This window comes from Zobellia russellii (assembly GCF_044597075.1).
Lineage (GTDB): Bacteria > Bacteroidota > Bacteroidia > Flavobacteriales > Flavobacteriaceae > Zobellia > Zobellia russellii.
On record NZ_CP139000.1, the window covers coordinates 1224380 to 1249549 of the forward strand.

The window sequence follows — 25170 nt, forward strand, 5'->3', positions numbered from 1 at the left end:
ATTTGTAATTAAAAGTTCTTCTGTTTAACAGTTTCCAAAATTGCTTTTTTGGCTAATTTTGGTTTTTTATCCCGAGTATATAAAAGCGGATAGTTGGTTCTATTAGGAATGGGATATCCATTTTTCCAAGACAAACCATCGTGTACGCCCCAAAAAGTAACCCTGTCAATTTTGTCATGGTTGCTCAGGAAAATCTCAAATAGCTCCTTGTACCGTTCTGCCAATTCCACAGAAACGGATTCCGGTAGTTCTTCTTTATAGGGGTCTAGGAAAGTTTCAAACTCTTCCAATTGATATTGGGGTTCCATCATACTCGTTCCTATTATCTGTCCTTCTTTGGTCAAAGAAAGCACATCTACATCCAACTCGGTAATCATTACTTTTACACCTAGCGCAGCATAGGCATCTATGGCTTGTTGAATATATTCGTTCTTAGGAAAATTGAGTCCCCAATGGCCCTGAATCCCAATTCCGTCTATACGGATTCCTTCTTTCTGTAACATCTTTACCATACGTACGATGCCGTCTCTTTTTTCAGGTCGCCATGCATTAAAGTCATTGTAGTAAAGCTCGGTATCAGGTGCGTATTCGCTGGCGTACTTAAAAGCCAATTTCACCATTTCATCACCATCTCCAATATGTTGTATCCAATTTGTAGGCCTATAAGACCCATCATTATCAACCACTTCGTTTAGCACATCCCATGCATGTACTTTTCCGGCATATCTTCCGGCTACCGCCTCTATATGCTTTCGCAGTTGCTCCTTTTGTTCTTGGGGTGAATTAGGTTCTCCTTTTTCATTGGTAAAAAACCAATCCGGAGTTTGATTGTGCCAGATTAAGGTATGCCCCACAACAAACATTTCTTGTTCTTGGCCAAAAGCCACAAACTCATCTGCCTCTTTAAAATCATACACATTGCGGGCCGGACTTACGGATTCCGCTTTCATACAATTCTCGGGTGTAATTGTATTAAACTGTTGTTTTACTATGTGTAACGAGGTCGTATCTTCTCCAGAAACTACCGCACCATTTATAGCAGAACCCATTTTAAAATAGTCTTTAAAGGCCAATTTCAAGGCGATTTCTTCCTTCTCCTCTACGGTTGCGTCCAATAAAGCGTTTTCGCTATTTTCTTTTTCTTTACAACCTATGAACGTAAACAATAAAAGACCTACTATCTGAATTATCCCTACCTTAATAAGATTCATTTTAACTATCAACTTTTTATTCATATCCATCTTTTCGCCTATTGTAATCCCTCTAAAAATCCATCATAGGCCTGTTTTTTATTGTAATTCTCATCGAAGAGTAAAGGCCATTCCGGTACACCAAAAAAATCGATCAACCAAGATTCATTATCACGAAGACCCCATACCGTGATGCCAAATTTATTCTCAAGAGGTACGGTGTTGTATATTTTTACAACTTCTTTGAATTTAGCCTTTTGCTGTGCCGCCTTTTCTATGGATAAAGAAGATACATTTTTGTCGTTTTCAGGATTCGTACGAATGTCCAACTCCGAAAAATGTAATTTTAAACCTCTTGAAACGGTGGCATCTACAACCGCTTGTATATCTTCAGTTGAAGGATAATCTATTGAGATATGCATTTGTGCTCCAACACCATCCACTAGTTCACTCAAATCATCTATCAAATTGAATATAGCCGCTCTTTTGCCAGAACTGGCAGCAATATTAAAATCGTTATAAAACAAAATCGCATCCGGATCTGCATTTCTAGCAAATTGAAAGCACTTCTTTACATAGTCATCTCCCATTCTTTGCCTAAAAATAGAGTTTCGTAAAGGGTTGCCCGCACTTTCGTCCACAGCCTCATTAACAACATCCCAAGACCTTACCTTACCCTTGTACCTGGTCATGGTAGTGGTTATATACTCTTCTACCATCTTCTCGAATTCAGCATCGGTACCCGAAAAATTCTCTACCCAATCCGGCGTGGCATCATGCCAAATTAGGGCATGGCCGTGAACGAACATGTCATTTGCATAAGCAAAATCAACAATAGCATCCGCAGCACTAAAATCGTAGCTGTTTGGAGAAGGATGCATGATATTCATCTTCATCTCGTATTCAGATGTTAAACTATTGAATTCCTTTTTTAATACTTGTGTATGGTTGCCTCCTTCGTTAATTCTGTACGATTGTGTTATTACTCCAACGGCAAATGTATCCGTCTCTTCTTTTAATCCATTCTGAGAGAGTTCTTCACACACATTAGTATTACATACACCATACCGTTGGTCTACTTTTATTTTCTTAGTTGTTGTTGATGTACCAGCCGCATTGGTTACCTCAAGTGTAATTGTATATTCGCCGGTTTTTTCATAACGTACCTCCTCAAGGCCTTCCATATCAAGAACCTTATCGTCGCCCGTTCCAAAATCCCATACAGCTGAAAAGTCGGAATCCGATTCCGTCGTATTCTCCAATAAAATAGAATACGGGTCCTCTTCCGAAATAGTATACTCAAAGGAAGCTTCCACTTTGGTTACCTTAGTATTATCATCTTCGTCATTTTTAATTTCCTCACTATCCGAAGAACAGCTTAACCAAAATGTAGCCAAAAACAAGACCAAGTACCTTGATGCTTTCTTTACTACAGAATCTGTTTTTACCATTGCATATATAAGTTGGTTTGTACCTATGCTCCGAAGGTAAATGTTACTCCTCCCCCATTCTATAATAAATTGTGCATTGTATAGCACCTATGTGGCATACGCAGTTTTCACCCATGTTTATTCAGCTTATTAAGAAATTCAAAACTTTACATACATGTATATAAAGAGATAGACTAAACTTACTCTAACAAATCACACATCTTTCTAGGTTTTAAAAGCACTGTTCCATTTGCAACACCAGTGGCAATTATGGCTTCATAGCTTATAGTCTAAAACAAGCTACTCCTTTAAATTTACTACCATAAAAATTAAAGGATGACTTACCATTTCCGTTTACATGGGTTTACCAATAAAATTGCATTGCTGCTTTTCTTACTAGGAATACATTCTGCTTTCTCGCAGGATTCCATTCCATCGCAATCAGATAGATTACAACAGTATTTAGGGTTTTGGGTCAGTTCAATTGACCACAAAACGGATAGTGTAGCCACTACGCCTCTAATAAAAATGAACAACTATCCTAAAATAGACAATACAGCAATGTCCGTTGATGTATTTCAAAGCGATGGAAAAATCTACAACCATACCTTAACAGAGCTTATTGGGTATGATACAAAGACCGATTCTATTTTTGCATTGGGCAAAAGCGCTCAAGGCGATATGTTTCTAGGGAAAGGTGGATTTACCAGCGATACAGATTGGATAATGAAAGACCGGGACTTTACCGGGAAAGAAACCATGACGGTTACTTTTGATTTTAAAGATCAGACCGATGTGTATTTAAAGGGAACAAACCCAAAGAACGAAATTCTTTGGCAAACCCGCTACATCAAGAAAAATATAAAAGATAAGAACATAGGTATTCAACTGGTTTCGGTACATAAAGAAATGCAGAAAAACCCTCAGCAGACCTTGAAGTATCTAGATAGAATGGGCTATAGCTATATTGAAACCTTTGTTTATAAAGACCGCTCCTTTTATGGTCTATCTCCTCTAAATTTTAAAAAATTAGTAGAAGAGAACAACCTGAAATTTACAGGATCTATGACGTTTTACGACCTTCCTTCCAATGATGACCGAGCTTGGAAAAAAGCCATGGATTGGTGGAAAAAATGTATAGAAGACCATAAGCAAGCTGGCGTAGAATACCTCACAATATCCAACAATCAAATTAAAGAAATCACCTCCCTTGCCCAACTCAAAAAGTATGCTAAGTATTACAATGCTATTGGAAAGCTATGTAAAGAAAGGGGGATTGCATTCGCTTATCACAACCATTCTGATGAATTCAAGAAACTAGAAAATCAGGTTATCTATAATTATCTCCTAGAAAACACCAATCCAGAGTATGTTAGTTTCCAAGCCGACCTATATTGGATGCATTTTTCCAATGTTGACCCCATTGACTATTTCAAAAAATACGGGAACCGGTTTATAAGCTGGCATGTAAAAGATTACGAAGAACTCGGCCAAAGCGGGAAAATGGATTTTGAGGCATATTTCAAATACGCTAAAACAACTGGTCTCAAATATGTTGTGGCAGAAGTAGAAGCTTTTAACTACCCGGTTTGGTACAGCATCAATTCCGCATGGAACTATTTATATTTCAACATTTTATAACAACACGCTCTCAACACTTAAACTTTATGAAAACCAGAATTTTACAATTAACATGTTTTATCATTATAACTTTCAACCATATGGCCTTTGCCCAAGACCAATTTAAGGTGTTGTTATTCACCGTACAAGACACTTGGCATTACGAGTGCATTCCAACCGCAGTAGATGCTTTTCATAAAATGGCTGCTGAACATCAGTTTAAATTTGATTGGACGCTAAGTCCTGAAGGTCTTGCTGAAAAATTACCTTCCTATGATGTGGTTGTCTTCCTAAATGCCGATGCCGATATCTTAAACAATGACCAATTTGAAGTCCTAAAGACACACATTCACAACGGGAAAGGTTTTGTGGGAGTCCACTCAACATCCGATAGTGAGATAAGAAATCCGTGGTTCGATAATCTGGTAGGCGGAGTTTTTAAAGACCATCCACAATTTCAGGCCGCCGTACTCACCAATCACGATGTCAATTTTCCTTCTAACCTACACCTGCCGGAAAAATGGTTGTGGAGTGAAGAATGGTACAATTTTAAACTCTTAAAATCCGAAAATATAAAAGTACTTCTATCGGTAGATGAAAACACCTACGATTATCAAAAGGGATATGACGAAACACCACTGGAAGGTATGGGCGAAAACCATCCTGTAGCATGGTACCAGTTTTACGAAGGAGGCCGTTCATTCTACACCACACTCGGTCATAAACCGGAAGCTTTTCAAGACCAAACCTATATAAATCACTTATTTGGTGGTATTTATTGGGCTGCAAATGGCAAAATAAAAGAATAAGGCGGTCATAGATGCACCGCTAAAAAATTTTGCTTTCACGCTCTTAATTACTCTGTTGGATATTCATTCCGTTAACTAAACGGTAGACTCATCTTTTCTAAATTAGAGTCTACCGTTATTTATCGTTTGCTGAAACCTTATCTAAGCTATAGAAAATTACCTCTCTCATTTCCTTTATACCTAACTATCTTATCCACTAAGTATAATCCACTTCAAGTGCTAACAAGAGTGTTTTTTTCCATTACTTTGCAAAATGGATAATTTCGAAGATTTCAAAATAAAAAAGCAGTTACAAAAGGCCATTGTAGACTTGGGGTTTGAAACACCAACACCCATTCAACAAGAATCATACTCCCCTATTCTTGGTGGCTCTGATTTTGTAGGAATCGCCCAGACCGGAACCGGAAAAACAATTGCGTTTCTGTTGCCTATTTTACAAAACTTGAAGTATTCGGACCAGTTGCATCCTAGAGTGCTAATTCTAGCTCCTACCAGAGAATTGGTAATTCAGATAGTTGAACAGATTGAAAAACTAACACCCTACCTAAGCGTAAGAACTTTAGGTGTATACGGTGGTTCTAATAATATAAACCGACAAAAAAGAGCCGTTGCTGAAGGTCAGGATATTATAGTAGGTACCCCAAGAAGAACTTATGATTTGGTCCTTTCTAACGTATTACGACTAAAATCAATTAAAAAATTAGTGATTGATGAAGTTGATGTTATGCTGGATTTTGGATACAAAACACAGCTAAGAAACATCTTTGAATACCTGCCCACAAAACGTCAGAACATTCTTTTCTCCGCTACTATGACCACGTATGTGGATCAATTGATGAACGATTTTTTAATCAACCCAATTAAGAAAACCATATCCATTAGCGGTACGCCATTGGAAAGTATTAGCCAAGAAGCATATGCAGTACCCAACTTTTACACCAAGGTAAATTTATTGAACCACTTATTGGCGGACAAAGACGAGTACCATAAAGTATTGATTTTTGTTGCCAGTAAAACCAGTGCCGATCGTCTTGCTGAAACATTGGATTTTGAATCTGAAATTTCAGTAATACACTCCAGCAAAGAACAAAACCATAGGACTAAATCCATAGAAAAATTTGAGAGCGGCAAAAGCAGGATTCTTATTGCTACCGATGTTATTGCCCGTGGTATAGATATTGAAAAAATTAGTACCGTAATTAGTTTTGACACCCCTTTTTATCCAGAAAATTATATTCACCGTATTGGTAGGACAGGTAGAGCCGGAGAACAAGGAAGGTCTATTCTTTTCTATAGCGAAAAAGAAGCCGAACTAAAGGACGCCATTGAAACGCTTATGAACTATACCATTCCGTTTAATGACTTTCCTGAGGAAGTAGAAATAAGTTCTGAACTCACCCCTGAAGAAACGGATAAACCCTTTGACCCCAACAAAGAACTAGAAGAAGACTCCGAGGTTAAAAGAGGCGCTTCCTTCCATAAAAAATCTTCTAAAAACAGTAAAGTTAAATCCGAAGTAAAAAGCTACGAGAGAAAACTAAAAAGGAAGTATAAAAAGCCACAAAAACGAGGGGATAAAATTCAAAACAAGAAAAGTAAACGAAAGAAAAGATAATATTTTTTTGAGTCTGGGACTTGGCTGGGTTTAGCCCCTGTGTACATGTACTTAAAAACCGTAAGCCCACCAAACTTCCTATTCCTAATCGGTTTTGGCCTGTAGGACATTGCTGAAAGAAGGCTGCGTTTCCGTAATACTCCCCGCCCCTTTTTTATTCACTTTAAAAATAACGTCCTTTTCCGTGGTGAATAATAAAACTGAAAAAAAATGGGATTTCAGGTTAGATTTTAAGATAAGAAATGCCTCGTCCAGTGTTAGCTCTTCTTCCGTATCCTCTGTCTCTTTTGACCTGTAGCTAAATTTCAACAAGACTTTAAAACCATCTTTGGCATAGATAGGTCTCAAAAAAATATTCTTAAGATTTGGTTTACCTATGGTCTTTGCCATGGTCAACTTAGCAAAACTCCCCTCTTGGGCACTTTCTTTTATTTGATTCCAAAAAAGAAGAAACTCATCCTGATAAGTCATACATAGAGATTTTGAGGTAGCTTTTTGCATTTCAAAACTACTACTATTTATTTGATACGGTAAACTAAAACTAGAGACCTAAAGTTTCATGCTAGCCTTTCTTTCCATAAATTTACAATACAGTTACTAAAGCAATGGGAAAACAATTAGACTCTATCACTCCTGAACTAAAAGAGTTCATTGAAAAACAAAAAATCTTTTTTGTTGGTACCGCTGCCGATAGCGGAAATGTAAATGTGTCCCCAAAAGGTACAGATTCGTTTAGGGTCATAGATAAAAACAAGATTGTTTGGTTGAACTTAACGGGCAGTGGAAATGAAACGGCCGCCCATCTACTAAAGAACCGTCGCATGACCATTATGTTCTGTGCTTTTGAAGGAAAACCTTTAATCTTACGCCTATACGGAACGGCCAAAATCTATCATAAGCGAGATACTGATTATCATAAGTATATAGAGCTTTTTCCAAAGAATATAGGAGCTAGACAAATTATTGAGATGCATGTAGAACTTGTACAGACCTCTTGCGGTTTTGCCGTACCATTTATGGAATTTAAAGAAGAACGTACTACTCTAAATGATTGGGCCTCAAAACAAGGGGAAGACAAAATTAAGACCTATTGGAAGAACAAAAACACCACCAGCATTGACGGCTTTGAGACAAATATTCTAGAGCCTTAACCCAAAATAGCTTATTCCCTATCCTATCTCACTAAACGCCCCGTTATATTACCCGCCAATATATTGTTTACTTCGCTTACCGTAGCAAGGTTAACATCTCCTTCGTAAGTGTGTTTTAGGGCACAGGCAGCGCTTCCAAACTCCATGGCCTTATAATCATCAAATTTTTGTAAACCATATATCAATCCGGCAGCAAAAGCATCTCCTGTACCTATTCTGTCCACCACATGGGTAATGTCCAAATCTTCTGTTTCCCGGAACTCAACACGGTTCCACATTCTAGCCCGGATTTTATGCCAAGAAGAATTTAATGAGGTCCGTATTTTATCGAACACTTTTTCAATCGTGGGGAAAGTTTCCATCAGTTTTTTGCTAGCTTCAATGAAATCATCGTTACTATATCCAAACTGTGTACCTAATACCTCGTTTATTTCATTAACACCACCAATAAAAATTGTAGAATAATGTAGCAGTTCAGTTAAGGCTTCTTTGGGGTCTTGTCCATACTTCCATAAATCACTACGGTAAGTAGGATCGGCAGATACGGCCATTCCTTTATTTCTTGCCAATTTCAAGCCCTCTTTAAGCGTATCAAAGGCTCCTTGAGATAATGCTGGTGTTATTCCGGTCCAGTGCATCCACTCCCCTTTTTCCAAGGCTTTTTCCCAATTTACCTTTGCCGGTACAATTTCGGAAAATGCGGAGTGAGAACGATTATAAGAAATCATACTAGGCCTAATTACGGCTCCAACCTCAAGAAAATATACTCCCAAAGGGCGTTTTGAAAGAACTATAGAAGAAGTATCCATACCAAATTGGCGAATATACGCCAGTGCGGTTTCTCCAATGGAATCTTCGGATACCACACTAATATGCTTTACCTCTCCACCAAAATTGGAAATGGAAATGCCAACATTTAGCTCGGTTCCTCCAAAATAAAACTCAACAATATTAGACTGTATAAATTTTTTGTTTCCCCGCGGAGAAATACGCATCAACACCTCCCCAAATGTTATAATCTGTCCCATACCCTAAATTTTGGGACTAAATTACCCAATGTGAAGGAAATAATAAGGGCCGATTACAAAAGATTTTCTGGCAAGGCCTCATAGGTATGCAAGAATCCAAAAGACCAATTTATCATCTAATAACAAGAAACCTATTAATTACTCAGTTTCCCCTCCTATACCAATATTTTTGAACGTCTGTATAATAAGCTGCATTTCGTTTTCATGTAGGTGATTGTCCGAAATGGCCATATCCTCAAGAATTTGAGCCAAAATTTTCTTTTTAGGATATGACATGTTATGCAACGCCACTAATGCCTCATCTGTACTGGTTTCTTTGGCTTCATTAACCAAATTAGGGCTCATTCCTATTCCTTCCTGAAGTTCTTTCATTTCTGCCAGCTCGCTAGGATGAACCTTGCCATCTGCTAAAATAACCTCATTGCTCATTACAAAAATGGCTTTCTTTTCCGTTTCAGTAAATTGTACGTTATGTATTGTTCCATTTTCCATAGTTGTGTGTAGTTTCAATTGTTCATAGATTTGAAGATATAGGCCATAAGGGTCTTTTCCGTAGTGTGCTTAAACCCATCTGAAATTGCGGTCATCTCCAGAATAGTTTCAAGATTACTTTTCTTTTCCTGAGACATTTGTTTCAGAATTAAGATGGCCTGCTCACTTTCAATATTTCGGGCTTGCATAATAAAATTACTGTCAAAATCAATTTGTTCCATTAATTGCGTTACCGCGTTGATTTCTCCAGTGTGTACTTGTCCATCTGCTAAGATTACAGAATTTACAACATGTACCATAGCCAGTTTCTCTGCCAAGGTAAAGGCTTTTGTTTCTTGTTGCATTAATTGTTAATGGTTTGTGTTAGTAGACGTAATATAATGAATTATCCGAAAGTGCTACTCCATGTGTTTTAAAAATTCGATGCGAAAAACACACAAGTTTTAGGATTTGACATAATCACCTTCAACCTATCACTAGCAAATGCATATTTTGATTCTAACGTTTTAAAAACAAATTCACATCTAATTAAACTCTACCAAGTAAATTTTAAACAAGATCATTCAAAAGGAAACTAGAACAAAACCATATTTAGTTGAACTATAAAACGTTGCTATTAAACAGTTACCAAAATGGATAAAATTATTTATTTACTATTTATATTATTGTAAGATATTCATTACTTTTATTGAGACGAAATCAATCTACTAAATGATAGAACCTAATATCTCAGGTATTGACCAAGAACAAAATAAATCCAAAAACAAATTCTCAATAATAGGCATAGGGGCCAGTGCTGGTGGATTAGAAGCATTAAAGTCTTTTTTTGACAACCTTCCTTTAAAATTTGCCCATAGCTTTGTAGTTGTTCAGCATTTAAGTCCCGATTACAAAAGTTTAATGGGAGAGCTTTTGGCTAAGAACACAGACATGCCCATTATTGAGGTTACTGAGAAAACCAAAATAAAGTCAGGGACTATCTACCTTTTGACACCTAAAAAAAACATCTTTATTAAAGATGGTTATTTAATTTTAGAAGACAAGCCAACCACTAGGACCTTAAATCTACCTATAGATTTATTCTTTAAATCTTTAGCGCGTGAAATGACCAATAATGCTATTGCTATCATTCTAAGCGGCACAGGTAGCGATGGTACTTCTGGCGCAAGAGATATTAAGGAATACGGCGGAATGGTAATGGTGCAATCACCAGATCAAGCAGAGTTTGAAAGTATGCCTCAAAATGCAATCAACACTAACTTGGTTGACTTTGTCCTGCCTACCGAGCAAATGGGTGAAGAACTTCAGAGATTTCTTCAACACCCAGCCGTTTATGGTTCCTTGGAGGAACATATTCTAAACGATGAGGAAACACTGGTTAAAATTCTGAGCTTTTTAAACAGTCAGACTAAATTAGACTTTGAATACTACAAAAGACCTACCCTAGTACGTATGATTGCCCGAAGGATAGGGATAAACCGTTTAGAAACCCTTCCAGAGTATAAAGAATATTTATTTGAAAGACCAGAAGAAGCGCATTTTCTGGTAAGGGAGTTTTTAGTTGGGGTCACCAGTTTTTTTAGAGACGAAGCTGTTTGGAATGTTCTTGCCTCCGAAATCATACCAAAAATAGTAGCTAACAAAAAAAAGGGAGATACCATTAAATGCTGGTGTGTTGGGGTTAGCAGCGGTGAAGAAGCCTATTCTTTGGCTATTATTATTAATGAACTCCTGATAAAGTACAATAAAAAAAATGTAGTTAAAATTTTTGCTACCGATATAGAAAAAAATCATCTGAACGACGCTGCGAAAGGCATGTACAATGAAAGTACTATTGCCAATATTTCCGAAAGACGGCTAACGATGAATTTCACCAAAAAAGGAGATTATTACCGTGTTAACGAGAACATTAGGCGTATGGTCATATTTAGCAAACATAATGTGCTCAAAGACCCTCCTTTTAATAAAATGGATATTTCTCTGTGCAGAAATATGCTTATTTACCTTCAACCTGCAGCACAAAACAGAGTTCTTGATGTTTTGCACTACTCACTTAATTTAAATGGAACCTTAGTTCTAGGTAGTAGCGAATCTCTAGGAAGGCAGAAAAACTCATTTGCTGAAATACATCGGAAACAAAAAATTTACAGTAACATAAGACCTGCAAAAATACTTGGTCTACAACCTTACGGCCCAAACAAAACCCAAAAAAATCCGTTTGGTCTAAAAACCATGAGTTACGAGCGAAATACAAGGCAGCTTATGGTAGAAGCCTTAAGTGATAATTTAGACCTTGCCGCTATTCTAATAGACGGTAATTTTAATATCGTTGATGCTTTTGGAGACCTCAATAATTATATAAGCTTACCGAACAAGGGGTTTAGCATGAACCTATTAAAAATGGTTCCTGAGAACGTGGCAACAGTTTTGAGCTACTCTTTAAGAAAAGTTGCAGGAACCAACCAAAATTTAAAGCACGAGAACCTTAATTTCTCAACTGAAAAAAAGCCCACCATTGTTAACATGCATGTGGCATCCTTTAACAACCCCCTAAGTAGCAATCCTCCGAATTTTTTAATCATCATCAAACCTTCGGACATACAAAAAATAACAAGCCCTACTCATAACGAGAACGAAAGCACAAATAATAGTTCAAGGGAAATAGAATTAGAATCCGAACTAAAAGAAACAAGGGAAAGTCTTAAAAACATGATTGAAGAGGTAGAGACTAGCAATGAAGAGTTGCAGGCTACCAATGAAGAGCTCTTGGCTTCTAATGAGGAATTACAAAGTACCAATGAAGAACTACAAAGTGTAAATGAAGAATTACATACAGTAAATACGGAACTTCAGGAAAAATTAGAAGAGCTAGCTCTATTAAATTCAGATTTGGACAATCTTTTTCAAAGCACGGACATAGGAACCATTTTTCTGGACAATCAACTGAGAATAAGAAAGTTTACCCCTAGCGTTGCCAAGCATTTCAACCTAATGGAAAGTGATGTTAATCGCCCTCTAGAACACTTTGCCAGTACATTTCATAAGTCCAATTATAAAAACTTCATTTCAGACATTAAAGCTGTAGTCGTAAATGGAGTTTCACAGCAAAACGAGGTGAAAGATGCAAAAGGGCGTTGGTTCTTGCAAAAAATAGTCCCTTTTCGTGATTCCATCGGAAATATTGAGGGGGCAACCCTTAGTTACGTAGACATTAACGAACTTAAATCTGCGGAACAAAAACTTAAAAATCAATTGCTTGCATTTGAACAAACATCAGACAGTTTTTGGGATTATAACTTAATAAACAATACCTATTACGTTAGCCACTCAATCCGCCATATTCTAGGTTACGAGGCAGATGAAGTTGAAGAAACTCCTGAGTTCTGGAACCAACTGGCCCATCCGGAAGATCTAGAAACCCAAGATAATACCATGCAAAAACATTTGCAAACCAACGGTAAATACCCATATGCAGTAGAAATAAGATACAAACATAAAGCTGGTCATTATGTAACCTTGTTCTTAAGAGGCAAAATAGTTGAATGGACGGAAGATCACAAACCCAAGAGAATGCTGGGTACTACAACCGATGTTTCTATGATTAAAAGAATGCCTCAATTAGAGCAGGAACTGCTTGATAAAAATATGGTGTTTGAACAGGTTCTTGAAATAACCATGGCCGGTTTTTGGGATTGGAATATACAAGAAAATACAGAGTATTTGAGTCCTACTTTTAAACGAATGTTCGGGTATGAAGATGACGAAATGGAAAATACACCTGAAGCATGGCAAAATATCATGCACCCAGAAGATCTTCCAGGCGTGCTAGAAACGTTTGATGCCCATGTTAAAAGTAAAGGAGAAGTACCCTATGATAATGAAGTACGCTATTTTCATAAAAACGGAAGCATTGTATGGGTTTGGTGCAAAGGTCAGGTAATAGAATGGGGTGAAAAGGGGGAACCCATAAGAATGGTTGGTAGTCATATAAACATTACTAACTTAAAACGCCTATCTCAAAGCAACAAAGAGCTAGAACGTTTTGCTTATGTAGCAAGTCATGACTTGCAAGAACCCTTACGTACCATACGGGATTTTGTAACGCTTTTTAAAGAAGAATATATAACTTTATTAGACGATAAGGCCAATACGTATTTGGCCTTCATAGAAGAAGCCTCGTCAAGAATGGGCGAATTGGTAAGGGTTATACTTGCCTATTCAAAAATAGGGAGCAATACCAGGCCAGAACCTGTAGACCTAGAAACCTTAGTAGGGAACGTAATGAAAGACCTTCGTATGCGTATTAAAAATACAGGTGCAAAAATCAAGGTTAAAGACCTCCCCGAAATATCAGGACATAAATTAGAACTTCACTCCCTTTTTCTTAACCTTATTGGTAACTCAATAAAATTTACTGATAAAAACCGAAATCCGATAATTGAGATAGGAACCTTGCCCTCAGAAAAAGGACATCATATTTACGTAAAGGATAACGGTATTGGAATGGAAGCAAAGAATCAACAACAGATTTTTGAAGTATTCAAAAGATTACATAACCAAGAAGATTACGAGGGAACCGGTATTGGCCTTGCCCATTGCAAAAAAATTGTGGAACTACATAACGGTAAAATTTGGGTGGAGTCCAAAATTGGAAAAGGAAGCACCTTTCACTTTAATCTAAATTAATAACTTGTCTAGACTATGATAAAATCTATTGTACTTGTAGATGATAACAATGCTACGAACTTTATTCATGAGACCTATTTAAGGCGCGTAAATTGTGCCGAAAGAGTCTACTCTTTCACCATGGGCAAAAAAGCTCTTGAACATCTTATGAATTCAAAAGTTTTTCCCGAACTCATATTTGTGGATATTAATATGCCCACTATGGATGCTTGGGAGTTCATGGAATTATACAAGGAATTGGATGTAGCGCTTAAAATCAACACAAGGGTTATTCTCTTGACCACCTCCATAATCCCATCTGATAAAGAAAAAATGGAGATGTACCCAGAAATTGATGCTATGATGTACAAGCCATTAAACGAATTAGCTATTAAACAGATTATGGTTGAACATTTTAACCTTACTCTTTAGCTGTAATAACACGTTGCGGAATTAACTTGCTGTTTCCGCAGGCTTCATTTCGGCTTCTATTTTCAAAGCTAAGTTCAACATTTTACCGCTTAGCGTAAACAACCATCGTAATTGACCAAGTATTAAATGTGCCTCTTGCAAATTACGCTCCTCCCCCACTTTTACGGCATTTTCAAAATCCCATGCTATTGTCTTAAACTTAGAACGGTTACTTTTAAAAGATTTCTCGTGATGTTTCAACGAAAAATCATCTTCTATTTTCATATGGGTCAAAGTATCTGTGGTACGACCCAAATTTTCCATTATATGCGCTACCGCAGACCTAAAACCTTCTGATGCTTCCGTAGTACGATGATTCTGTATATATGAACTTAAGGAAGCCAAGGAAGACAAAAAAGAGTGACTCAGAGTTACCAGTTCATAAACCTCATTTACTTTTTTTTGTTTTGATTTGGGTTCTTGAACCATTTGTTGAAAAGCGGCACTTAGATTAGAAGTCTCTTCAAAAGCTTTTTTCCGGCTTATTCTCAGTGCGGTAGGCTCCTTTTCCTTGTGGTCATAAATAAGGGCTATTTCATTTAGAAAGTTTTTATTGGCCGTCAGACAGGTTCTTAAGTTGTCGTTAATATTTGAAAAACTCCATGAAGGCCAAAGTATCAAAGTGGCAAAAAATGAAAGTAACGCTCCTAAAACCGTATCCAAAATCCGAAACTGAATGACCGTAACAATGTCCGGCAATAAAATTCCATAAATAAAAATTACGCTCAGAGTAACAAAAGTAGCTGCCGTCTTATAGTTTCTCTGCAGCATAGAAAAGGCCATGACCAACGAGGTCAGCCCTAGAATCCCAAAAACATAAGTATTCTGCTCCAAAGCAACAATTACAAAAGCAATGGTAGCACCAATTAAAGTACCTATAATCCTATCTTTTGAGCGGGTCTTGGTTAGCCCGTAACTAGGCCGTAGTATAATAATGATGGTCAATAAAATCCAATAGGGTTTTTGAAAGTCAAAGATGGTTCCTATGCTGTACCCAACCATTACCGTAACGGCCAAACGCAATGCATGTCTAAAAATGGCCGATTTAAAGTTAAAGTTTCGAACCAACATTTTAAGGTCGTAATCTTGAAAGGTCATAAACTTGCGTACGTAACTCTCATCTATAAATTGCAACTCCTCTGTTTTGGCCTCATTGCGCAACCAATTGATTTTTCCAAGCAACTCTACCTGCTTCTCTTGATACTCGTAAAGATTCTGAAGCATTAAATACGGGCTAAGATTTTCCTTTTTAGGAAAACTTTTAAGTTGATTTATATTAGCCAAAATCCTATCTAAATACGGCTGTAGTTCTACTGGTGGCGGCAATTTTTTTCCGTGCCTTCCGGCAAAAGCAATACGTTCTAACTGTTCCGCTATCTTAAAAATAAGCTCTTGAAAACCGCTTTTGTATTGGCTGTACGTTTTAAAGACCACATCCATTTGGCTATAGTTAATGGGGTTGGCAATTGCCGCTTCCAGCATTTCCACCAATCGGGCCAGAACCAGTAGTTGTTTTCCGTGGTAAACGGAATACCGAGATCTTTTTCGGTTAAGAACTAACATCTCCCTTAAGGTTTCATGCTTTTCTATAAGCTGCTCCTGTAGTTTGTTCAGTTCGGACAATAATTTTTTCCGGTCAGAATCCGGTTCTACCAACTTTCCCCTAACTCGCAAAAATTTGGCTGTCAGCAGATAGGTTTCCCTAAATATTTCCTCAATTTCACCTTTAGGGTTTATATAATGCCAAACCATAACCACCAACAAGTACCACAAACTACCTATACCTACAAAAAAGGCATATTCATAGGTGTTAAGCACCTGAGGTTCATGGGCAAAACTAAGAACCAAAGCCAATAGACCGGAAAAGCTGACTAAAGTAGCCCTAAAACCAAAAATAGATATATAGGCAAGCAGGAAAGAAAGCACTCCTAGAACTGGAATCAAAATATAGGCCGGCAAATTCAAATACCCCCCAATAAAACTAATGATGACCACCAATACCGTAGCGCTAAGTATACCTGTAATTTTTTGCTTAAAGCTTCCATTAGTATTACTAGGTGCACTCCATAAAGCTCCAAAACAAACGGCAAGACCTATTTCTAGTTGATTAAAGTAAAGTCCCAACAAAATAGGGAAACTAACCGTAACGCCCACCAAGACCGCTTTTGAAAAATCAGTGCTTTTCAAAAAATGAAAAAGTTCCCTTAAACTATTTCCCATGTTTCCATACATTTATCTAAAACCATGCTTTACGGTTCAAAGATAGAAGATAACTTTGGCGTACTTGAATATGCAGGGCAATCTTTATTCAAAGCGACTTCCTTACTACGGATAGAAAGTGTAGAAAGATGCAATTTGTTTGGGCATTTTCCTTTTTTTAATGCACTTCCTGATATAACTTTAGCTTTAAATTTGCCGCATGAAGAATACCATTTCTATTAGAGTTGCCGATTTTCTTAAAAACTACCCGCCTTTTAACGAGGTAGCCATTAAGGAACTAGAAAGTCTATCTGAAGAAATAAGTATTGTCTACAAGATAAAAGGTGAAGTAATCTTTGCCATAAACGAAGAGGCCCACCCCTATTTTTATGTAGTTCATAAAGGTGCCGTAGTACTTACCAAAGAACCCAATGACGAAGTTGTAGATTTGTGCGATGAAGGTGATATTTTTGGTTTACGCCCCCTTATTGCCAACGAAAACTACAAAATTGGAGCCAAAGCATATGAAGAGACCATCTTATATGCAATACCAATAGCGGAGTTTAAACCCATCATTAAAGATTACAAGGAAGTAGGTAATTTTTTAATTGAAAGCTTTGCCTCCAATACGCGCAATCCTTATTCAAAAAGTTACAGGGGCAAGCTTTACGAAGGCACTCCCCAAGCCAGTGAAAATGGCGTAGGAGACAAAGAATTGCTTGATTTGCAAGGCGTACCCTATTCAAAAAAGCTAATAACCTGTTCAGAGAATACCACCATAAAGACCATAGCGGTTAAAATGACCGAAAAAAAGGTGGGCTCCGTATTAGTAGTAAAGGACAAACTTCCCGTGGGCATCATAACGGACAAGGATTTAAGGAATAAAATCGCCACTGGTCTTTTTCCAATAACTACAAGGGCCAAAAATATCATGAGCTCACCGGTAATTACGTATCCAAAAAAAATGACCGTTACCCAAGCACAGATGGCCATGATGAAAAGTGACATCAGCCATTTATGTCTTACGATGGACGGAACCCCAAATACAGAGGCCGTTGGTATCATTAGTAAACATGATATTATGTTTGAGCTGGGCAACAACCCTGCCGTGCTTTTAAAAGCAATAAAAAGAGCAAACGGATTTAAAAAATTAAAGGCGGTACGCAGAAGAATCATGAATCTACTGCAAGGGTACCTAGATCAAAATATACCCCTCACCTTAACTTCCAAGATTATTTCGGAGCTAAACGATGCCTGCATCAAGCAAATTATAAAAATAGCCCTGGATAAGATGGACTCCCCTCCACCGGTTAAGTTTGCATGGTTGGCCATGGGTAGCCAAGGCCGAAGCGAACAATTGTTACACACCGATCAGGACAACGCACTGGTCTTTGAAAATGTACCCGAAGACCAACTCACAGAAACAAGAGACTATTTCTTGGCACTGGCAAGAATCGTTACCAAGGGCCTTTTTGATATTGGATACGAATATTGTCCGGCGGAGATGATGGCTTCCAACCCCGAATGGTGCTCAAGCTTGCAGGAATGGAAAGAACGTACACTCCATTGGATTACCAATCCCGGGCCGGACCAAGTACTCTTATCCTCCATATTTTTTGATTACAACCTCTCTTATGGCGATTCTAATTTGGTAAACGAGCTAAGCGCCCATCTTTTTGAAACTACGGAACAATACCCCAATTTCTTTTTGCATTTGGCAAGCGGTGCACTCCAAAGTCCGTCTCCCAGTGGTTTTTTCAGAAGCTTTTTGGTGGAAGAAGATGGTGAATACAAAGATTTTTTTGATTTAAAGCGAAGGGCCTTAATGCCTTTGATTGATGGAGCAAGGGTCTTAGTGCTCTCTCACCAAGTAAAGTCCATCAACAATACTGCAGAACGTTTTGAAAAGCTTGCGGAACTGGAACCCAACAACCAAGAACTATTTTTGGCTTGCTCCTACGCTACCAAGGCTCTATTAAAGTTCAGGACAAAACACGGTCTTTTGCATAATGATTCCGGGCGTTTTATTGCTTTGAACAAACTTACGAAGGAAGAAAAAATAAAACTGAAGCGTAGTTTTAAGACCATAAAAGATTTACAGGAACTTCTTAAAATTCGTTTTAAGGTCACAAACCTATTAGGCTAATGGATTTCTTCAAAAAGCGAAAACAGAACTATCCGGACTTTTGGATGGACTATGAGGCCAAGTTTGAAAAGAAAGTGGATTATACCCTGTCCGAAATACGTTTTGTGGTGTTTGACACGGAAACTACCGGCTTTGACTATGATACGGACCGCATTCTATCAATAGGAGCACTATCTTTAAAGAATAATAGTATAGCTGTTAACGATAGTTTTGAAGTGTTTCTCTACCAGCATTTTTACCATGCCAAAAACATAGAGATACACGGAATTTTACAAGAGGAAAGACAAGAGCGCATAACGGAATTGGAAGCCCTGATTCTATTTTTGGAATATATTGGAAATTCGGTTTTGGTGGCGCATCACGCAGGCTTTGACAGAAATATGATTAATCATGCCCTGAACCGTCATGGTATGCCGGATTTGAAAAATAAATTTCTGGATACATCGGTATTGTACAAGCGTACATTAATCAAATCTCCTTTGCTTCCCGTTAAGCCACAATACTCATTAGACGAACTCGCAGAGAAATTCGATATATCAAAAAAAGACCGGCATACTGCTTTAGGCGATGCCTACATTACGGCAATCGCTTTCATTAAAATTGTTCAGAAACTAAAAACCAAGAAGAACTTTTCCGCAAAAAAATTACTTAAATAGTAAATTCATCTCTTTAAGTAATCTAACACATTACCCTCTATACGGTTCTGTATATCAGTTATATCCGCCTTAACAAATTCTTCTCCAGTAATATTCTCGTAAAGTTCTATATATCGGTCAGAAACAGACTCAATATACGCGTCTGTCATTTCGGGTAAAGACTGCCCTTCTAAACCTTGAAAATTATTCTGAATCAACCACTGACGCACAAATTCTTTGGACAACTGCTTTTGATGTTCACCCTTTTCCTGCAACTCTTTGTATGTATCCGCATAAAAATAACGCGAGGAATCAGGGGTGTGAATCTCGTCTATCAAAACAATTTTACCGTCTTTGGTCTTCCCAAATTCATATTTAGTATCCACAAGAATAAGCCCTCTTTCTGCAGCAATTTGAGTACCTCTTTCAAAAAGGGCCCGTGTATATTTCTCAAGAACCTCATAGTCCTCTTTGGAGACAATACCTCTTTTAAGAATATCCTCTTTAGAAATATCTTCATCATGATCACCCATTTCGGCTTTGGTGGCCGGCGTAATAATAGGCTCCGGAAATTTATCGTTTTCCTTCATACCTTCCGGCATTTCTACACCGCACAACACACGTTTGCCCAATTTGTACTCCCGGGCCGCATGACCGGACTGATACCCCCTTATCACCATTTCTACCTTGAAAGGCTCACAAGCATGCCCTACCGCAACATTTGGGTCCGGAGTTGCCATTAACCAATTAGGAACAATATCCTTGGTAGCATCCATCATTTTAGTAGCAATCTGGTTCAAAATCTGTCCTTTATACGGAATACCCTTGGGCATAACCACATCAAAAGCAGATAAACGGTCTGTAGCTACCATAACCAAAATTCCATTTTCTAACTCGTATACTTCACGCACCTTTCCTTTATAAACACTTTTCTGGCCGGGAAATTCAAAATTGGTATCTGTAATGGTACTGCTCATTGGGTATTGGTAATTTTCTGTTGTAAAAAGTATTTATTAATTCTGGTGCTCAATATTCTTGTAGGCGTCAATAACCTTTTTCACAAGTCTATGGCGTATAACATCTTTATCGTCTAGATAAACAATTTCTATACCTTCAGTATTCTTTAGGATCAAAAGGGCTTCTTTTAAACCCGAAATAACCCTTCTTGGCAAATCTATCTGCCCGGGGTCTCCCGTAATCAAAAATTTAGCGTTCTTACCCATTCTGGTAAGGAACATTTTCATTTGGGCATGGGTGGTGTTCTGAGCCTCATCCAGAATTACAAAAGCATTATCCAGCGTACGTCCACGCATAAAGGCCAAGGGCGCAATTTGAATGATATCACTCTCTATTAAGTGGGCCAATTTCTCCGATGGAATCATATCTCTTAGTCCATCATACAATGGCTGCATGTAGGGGTCTAACTTTTCCTTTAAATCTCCTGGCAAAAACCCTAAATTCTCGCCAGCTTCCACGGCAGGTCTTGTTAAGATAATACGCTTTACCTGTTTCTCTTTCAATGCCTTAACAGCAAGAGCAACCCCGGTATAGGTTTTACCCGTACCAGCGGGGCCAATAGCAAAGACCATATCATTTTTCTTGGCGGCATCTACCAGTTTACGTTGGTTAACGGTCTGTGGTTTTATCAACCTGCCATTAACACCGTGCACCAAAGTTTCCCCACTATTTTCAGGAGACTCATAGTCCGAAGAGGTATTGCTCGTAAGCACTCTTTCTATGATGTTTTCATCTAGCTTGTTGTACTTTCCAAAATGTACGGTAAGCATATCAAAACGGCGCTCAAATTCCTCTAAGAGTTCTTCATCGCCATAGACTTTGATTTTACTTCCACGCGCCACTATTTTCAACTTTGGAAAATACTTTTTAAGCAGGTCTATATTTTCGTTCTGTTGCCCAAAAAATTCCCTCGGGCTTATCTCGGTAAGTTCTAATATGAGTTCGTTCAAAAAGTAGAGGTGTTAAAATGAAAGCCTGTGAACATAATATTTCGCTTGGCTGTTTTTTTGTTATAATTTTGTTTAACAAACTTAACGAAAATTTCAGTTTGCCTAACTAAAACATATCAACATTACTGTATGATAGCGAACTTAAATAATCTAATTCATTTATTTTCTAACAGCATCCTGCACACCTTTCTTCACAGGTTTAGCGTGGTCATTACGGTTTCACGCCCCATTATCCCATTGCCTCAAGTTATTCCAACTCCTATTTTTCCTGATGTAAATGAAAATTATTTATGAATCCGATTATAACGCTAACCACAGATTTTGGTCTTAAGGACTATTTTGTAGGTACCCTAAAGGGAACCATTTACAAAGAACTTAGCGATGTCCGAATTGTTGATATATCGCACAACATTAGCCCTTTCAACATTCAAGAATGCGCTTATATTTTAGAGAATTCGTACAAACATTTTCCTGAAGGAACCATACATATTGTGGGTGTAGATTCCGAACCCACTCCGGAGAATCAACATATAGCCGTTCTGGTGAACGGACATTATTTCATTAGCGCCAATAACGGGGTAATTGGTTTGATTACAAGCGAAATACAGCCCGAAAAAGTGGTAGAATTAAATATTCCCAACCCCAGCCACGGTTCTTTTCCCGTCTTGGACGTTTTTGTTCAGGTAGCCTGCCATATTGCACGTGGAGGCACATTGGAAGTAGTAGGGAAGCCTTTTGACCAACTGAAAGACCTTCGTGAATTTTCGCCCACGGTTACGGACAATGGTAACAAAATAATAGGCAGTGTTATTTATATTGACGCTTATGGAAACGTGGTGACCAATATTAGCCGGAACTTCTTCGAAGCGTACCGCAAGGGGCGGGATTTTGAAATTACCGCTCGTACTACAAAATTCACCAAACTCCATAACAAATATAGCGACATTATTAATTTCGACTTGGATAAAAGTCAACGTAAGGGAGCGGGAGACCGTTTGGCCTTATTCAACAGCGCTAACTACATTCAACTGGCTATTTACAAAAGCGATTCCAATACCGTTGGTGGCGCCTCCACCCTCTTGGGCTTGGATTTTAGGGATACCGTCACCATTACTTTTTCATAGCAATTGTAAAAAACAAGCCCTGTTGTGGCCAACAATTACCGTTTAATTTGAAATTGTTTATAAATTTGATGTTATGCTTTTTAACATAAGCTGAAAAAACAACCTCAAACTTAACTCTATAGTGTTCTTAAAAAAAGGAGCATTTATAATTTGAAGTCACATATGCTTGCCATTTTTAAACGCGAAATACAATCGTTCTTTACCTCTCCCATTGGGTATTTGGTCATTGGGCTTTTCCTTACCCTTAACGGATTATTTCTTTGGATTTTTAAAGGGCCATTTAATATTTTTGATTGCGGATTTGCAGATTTAAGCAACTTCTTTCTTTTGGCGCCTTGGGTCTTCCTTTTTCTGATTCCGGCCATTACCATGAAGAGTTTTTCCGAGGAGAAAAAACTGGGCACCTTAGAACTGCTTTTTATTAAACCTCTTTCTATCTGGCAGACCGTTTTAGGAAAGTTTTTTGGAACCCTTACTTTAGGGATTATAGCACTTGTGCCCACATTGCTGTATGTGCTCACGATATCCCAACTGGGTACTACCGTAGGAAATCTAGATATGGGGCTAGTGATAGGCTCCTATTTTGGCACGCTGTTTTTAATGAGCTGCTATACCGCTATAGGGCTGTTTACCTCTACGTTGTCCGAAAATCAAATTGTTGCTTTTATCATGGGATTGATACTCTGCTTTCTATTTTATTACGGATTTGAAGGTCTATCAACCATTTTTGGAAGCGGAGATACCTCGGTTGCTATAGCAAGTCTGGGTATGAAGCACCATTTTGAAAGTGTAGCAAGAGGAGTTTTGGATACTCGTGATCTAGTCTATTTTATTACGCTAACGCTTTTCTTTCTTTTTCTAACCGTTCTTCAACTTAAAAACACCAATCGGTAATGAAAAAATCCCTTACCCCTATAGCTGTAGCACTTGTTGCATTAGTTGTGATCAATGCCGCCGCCAGTTTCTTATATACTCGTTTTGATTTAACCGAAGACAGGAGGTATACACTATCCGAAGAAGCAATTCATACCGTGGAGGCTTTTGAACGCCCGGTGATCATAGATGTACTTTTAGACGGAAACCTCCCCCCTGAATTTGTTAAACTAAAAACGGAGACGCGTCAGTTACTTGAAGAATTCGAGTCCAAAAACAACAACATAAAGTTCAGTTTTGTAAACCCGCTTGAAGATGCCGCACAGATTGATGGCACTATAACCGATTTACAGTCTCTGGGATTGACGCCCGCCCAGATTACAGTAGAAGAAAATGGCAAGACCTCCCAAGAAATAGTTTTCCCTTGGGCCATGGTCAACTACAACAACAAAACGGTAAAAGTTCCATTATTGAAAAACAAACTAGGAGCTACTACGGAAGAACGTGTGAACAATTCTGTACAACATTTGGAATACGTCTTTGCCGATGCTTTTTCCAAAATAAACATTACGGAAAAGAAACAGATTGCCGTAATAAAAGGAAACGGAGAGCTAGATGACATTTATCTAGCCGATTTCCTGACATCTATTAAAGATTACTATAACATTGGGGCCATAACGTTAGATTCCGTGGCTACCAACCCTCAAAAAACCCTAGACCAGCTTAAAAGCTACGACCTGGCCCTGATCGCCAAACCAACAGAAGCTTTTACCGATGCCGAAAAATATGTATTGGACCAATATATAGTGAATGGCGGAAAATCCATTTGGCTCATAGACCAAGTGAATATGGAGCTAGATAGTCTTTTCAACGAAAGTGGCTCTGCCATGGCTTTGCCAAGTGATTTAAACTTGAACGACTTTTTCTTTAAATACGGGGTGCGTATCAATCCCAATTTGGTGAACGACATGTATTTTACTCAAATTGTACTTGCCTCCGGAGAAGGAAACTCTTCCGAATACAATCCTGTACCCTGGTTTTACAATCCTATGGTTTTCTCTAAAAATGACCATCCCATAAATAATAATCTAGAGGCACTACGGTTTCAATTTGCCAATTCTATAGATACGCTGGTCAACAGTAATAAAAAGACCGTACTCTTAAGCAGTTCTCCCCTGTCCAAACTAGATGGCACACCCAAACAAATTAATTTGGATGTAATAAATATGTCACCAAAAAAAGAACTCTATAACAAAGGAAACAACCCTATGGCTGTTCTTATTTCGGGGGAATTCACATCGGCATTTAGCAATAGGGTCAAGCCCTTATCGTTAAACGGCACTTTGGAGAAAGGAAAAGAAAACCAAATGTTGGTAGTATCGGATGGAGATATTATCCGTAATCAAATACGAAATAATAGGCCTTTGGAATTGGGTTATGATAAGTGGACGAACAACTATTATGGTAACAAAGAATTTTTAATAAACGCCCTGAATTACCTTTTAGACGAAAAAGGACTTATAAACATTCGAAATAAAAAAGTTGCCGTACCCTTTTTGGACGCACAAAAGATGACAGACCAAAAAACCAAATGGCAGCTAATAAATATTGGCCTTCCCGTAGGGTTGACACTTCTTTTTGGAGCTTTTTTCAACTATTTTAGAAGACGTAAATACGGGGCCTAGATGTTAATAAGTTTGTTTCGCTAAAAAATGCATTTCAAATATCTTTGTTTCATTCAGGTTTTAGAAGACT

At 38.0% G+C, this 25170-nt stretch carries 20 protein-coding genes; 11 read left to right on the plus strand and 9 right to left on the minus strand.

All coding sequences use genetic code 11. From position 1 onward, the window contains the following. Positions 1 to 8: 8 nt before the first annotated feature. A complete protein-coding gene (locus SJY45_RS05240) occupies positions 9 to 1211 on the minus strand; it encodes an endo-1,4-beta-xylanase (protein WP_400073529.1) in 1203 nt (400 codons plus the stop codon). A 38-nt stretch (positions 1212 to 1249) separates the two neighbouring features. After that, positions 1250 to 2641 carry an endo-1,4-beta-xylanase gene (locus SJY45_RS05245; protein WP_400073530.1) on the minus strand — a complete coding sequence of 464 codons (1392 nt, stop codon included), beginning with the start codon at positions 2639 to 2641 and terminating at the stop codon, positions 1250 to 1252. A 315-nt stretch (positions 2642 to 2956) separates the two neighbouring features. Here SJY45_RS05245 and SJY45_RS05250 point away from each other — a divergent pair, with 315 nt between their 5' ends. From SJY45_RS05250 to SJY45_RS05260, 3 genes are all read left to right on the plus strand, one after another. After that, the gene (locus tag SJY45_RS05250) at positions 2957 to 4261 is read left to right on the plus strand and encodes a sugar phosphate isomerase/epimerase family protein (RefSeq protein WP_400073531.1); all 1305 of its coding nucleotides are present in this window, start codon (positions 2957 to 2959) and stop codon (positions 4259 to 4261) included. A 26-nt stretch (positions 4262 to 4287) separates the two neighbouring features. Next, a complete protein-coding gene (locus SJY45_RS05255) occupies positions 4288 to 5049 on the plus strand; it encodes a ThuA domain-containing protein (RefSeq protein WP_400073532.1) in 762 nt (253 codons plus the stop codon). 253 nt (positions 5050 to 5302) lie between these two features. Continuing rightward, positions 5303 to 6664 carry a DEAD/DEAH box helicase gene (locus tag SJY45_RS05260; protein ID WP_400073533.1) on the plus strand — a complete coding sequence of 454 codons (1362 nt, stop codon included), beginning with the start codon at positions 5303 to 5305 and terminating at the stop codon, positions 6662 to 6664. Between the two features lie 84 nt (positions 6665 to 6748). On the opposite strand, the gene SJY45_RS05265 is transcribed toward SJY45_RS05260, so the two are convergent. Continuing rightward, on the minus strand, positions 6749 to 7135 hold the full coding sequence (locus SJY45_RS05265) for a hypothetical protein (protein WP_400073534.1): 387 nt from the start codon (positions 7133 to 7135) through the stop codon (positions 6749 to 6751). Between the two features lie 134 nt (positions 7136 to 7269). On the opposite strand from SJY45_RS05265, the gene SJY45_RS05270 reads away from it, so the two are divergent. Continuing rightward, positions 7270 to 7815: a pyridoxamine 5'-phosphate oxidase family protein gene (locus SJY45_RS05270; RefSeq protein ID WP_400073535.1), complete on the plus strand. Its 546-nt coding sequence runs from the start codon at positions 7270 to 7272 to the stop codon at positions 7813 to 7815. 23 nt (positions 7816 to 7838) lie between these two features. Here the strand turns inward: SJY45_RS05270 and SJY45_RS05275 are convergent, their stop codons facing one another. The 3 genes from SJY45_RS05275 to SJY45_RS05285 all read right to left on the minus strand — a co-directional run bounded on the left by SJY45_RS05275 (position 7839) and on the right by SJY45_RS05285 (position 9679). Beyond that, positions 7839 to 8843: a sugar kinase gene (locus SJY45_RS05275; RefSeq protein WP_215440121.1), complete on the minus strand. Its 1005-nt coding sequence runs from the start codon at positions 8841 to 8843 to the stop codon at positions 7839 to 7841. 138 nt (positions 8844 to 8981) lie between these two features. Then, complete coding sequence (locus SJY45_RS05280) at positions 8982 to 9353, minus strand: TerB family tellurite resistance protein (RefSeq protein WP_400073536.1); 372 nt, start codon at positions 9351 to 9353, stop codon at positions 8982 to 8984. Continuing rightward, positions 9350 to 9679, minus strand: a complete 330-nt coding sequence (locus SJY45_RS05285) for a TerB family tellurite resistance protein (RefSeq protein WP_215914366.1) — start codon at positions 9677 to 9679, stop codon at positions 9350 to 9352. The genes SJY45_RS05280 and SJY45_RS05285 overlap by 4 nt, the downstream gene beginning before the upstream one ends. Positions 9680 to 10046: 367 nt before the next feature. Here SJY45_RS05285 and SJY45_RS05290 point away from each other — a divergent pair, with 367 nt between their 5' ends. Further along, positions 10047 to 14021: a chemotaxis protein CheB gene (locus tag SJY45_RS05290; protein WP_400073537.1), complete on the plus strand. Its 3975-nt coding sequence runs from the start codon at positions 10047 to 10049 to the stop codon at positions 14019 to 14021. Positions 14022 to 14036: 15 nt separating this feature from the next. Then, positions 14037 to 14432, plus strand: coding sequence for a response regulator (locus SJY45_RS05295; protein ID WP_215914364.1), 396 nt, complete (start codon positions 14037 to 14039; stop codon positions 14430 to 14432). Positions 14433 to 14453: 21 nt separating this feature from the next. Here SJY45_RS05295 and SJY45_RS05300 read toward each other — a convergent pair whose 3' ends face one another. Then, complete coding sequence (locus tag SJY45_RS05300) at positions 14454 to 16691, minus strand: FUSC family membrane protein (RefSeq protein ID WP_400073538.1); 2238 nt, start codon at positions 16689 to 16691, stop codon at positions 14454 to 14456. Positions 16692 to 16890: 199 nt separating this feature from the next. On the opposite strand from SJY45_RS05300, the gene SJY45_RS05305 reads away from it, so the two are divergent. Both SJY45_RS05305 and SJY45_RS05310 read left to right on the plus strand, forming a co-directional pair. Continuing rightward, positions 16891 to 18816 (plus strand): DUF294 nucleotidyltransferase-like domain-containing protein, encoded by a 1926-nt coding sequence (locus tag SJY45_RS05305; RefSeq protein ID WP_400073539.1) that lies wholly within the window; start codon positions 16891 to 16893, stop codon positions 18814 to 18816. Next, positions 18816 to 19472, plus strand: a complete 657-nt coding sequence (locus SJY45_RS05310) for a PolC-type DNA polymerase III (protein ID WP_400073540.1) — start codon at positions 18816 to 18818, stop codon at positions 19470 to 19472. Before SJY45_RS05305 ends, SJY45_RS05310 begins: the two co-directional genes overlap by 1 nt. A gap of 5 nt (positions 19473 to 19477) precedes the next feature. Here SJY45_RS05310 and SJY45_RS05315 read toward each other — a convergent pair whose 3' ends face one another. Both SJY45_RS05315 and SJY45_RS05320 read right to left on the minus strand, forming a co-directional pair. Continuing rightward, positions 19478 to 20428 carry a phosphoribosylaminoimidazolesuccinocarboxamide synthase gene (locus tag SJY45_RS05315; protein WP_400073541.1) on the minus strand — a complete coding sequence of 317 codons (951 nt, stop codon included), beginning with the start codon at positions 20426 to 20428 and terminating at the stop codon, positions 19478 to 19480. Positions 20429 to 20464: 36 nt separating this feature from the next. After that, entirely contained in the window at positions 20465 to 21418 is a 954-nt protein-coding gene (locus SJY45_RS05320; protein ID WP_215440104.1) for a PhoH family protein, read from the minus strand. 290 nt (positions 21419 to 21708) lie between these two features. On the opposite strand from SJY45_RS05320, the gene SJY45_RS05325 reads away from it, so the two are divergent. The 3 genes from SJY45_RS05325 to gldG all read left to right on the plus strand — a co-directional run bounded on the left by SJY45_RS05325 (position 21709) and on the right by gldG (position 25100). Further along, entirely contained in the window at positions 21709 to 22542 is an 834-nt protein-coding gene (locus SJY45_RS05325) for an S-adenosyl-l-methionine hydroxide adenosyltransferase family protein (protein ID WP_400073542.1), read from the plus strand. A gap of 162 nt (positions 22543 to 22704) precedes the next feature. Further along, positions 22705 to 23436, plus strand: coding sequence for a gliding motility-associated ABC transporter permease subunit GldF (gene gldF / locus SJY45_RS05330; RefSeq protein WP_400073543.1), 732 nt, complete (start codon positions 22705 to 22707; stop codon positions 23434 to 23436). Beyond that, the gene (gene gldG, locus SJY45_RS05335) at positions 23436 to 25100 is read left to right on the plus strand and encodes a gliding motility-associated ABC transporter substrate-binding protein GldG (protein ID WP_400073544.1); all 1665 of its coding nucleotides are present in this window, start codon (positions 23436 to 23438) and stop codon (positions 25098 to 25100) included. The genes gldF and gldG overlap by 1 nt, the downstream gene beginning before the upstream one ends. The last annotated feature ends 70 nt before the right edge of the window (positions 25101 to 25170 follow it).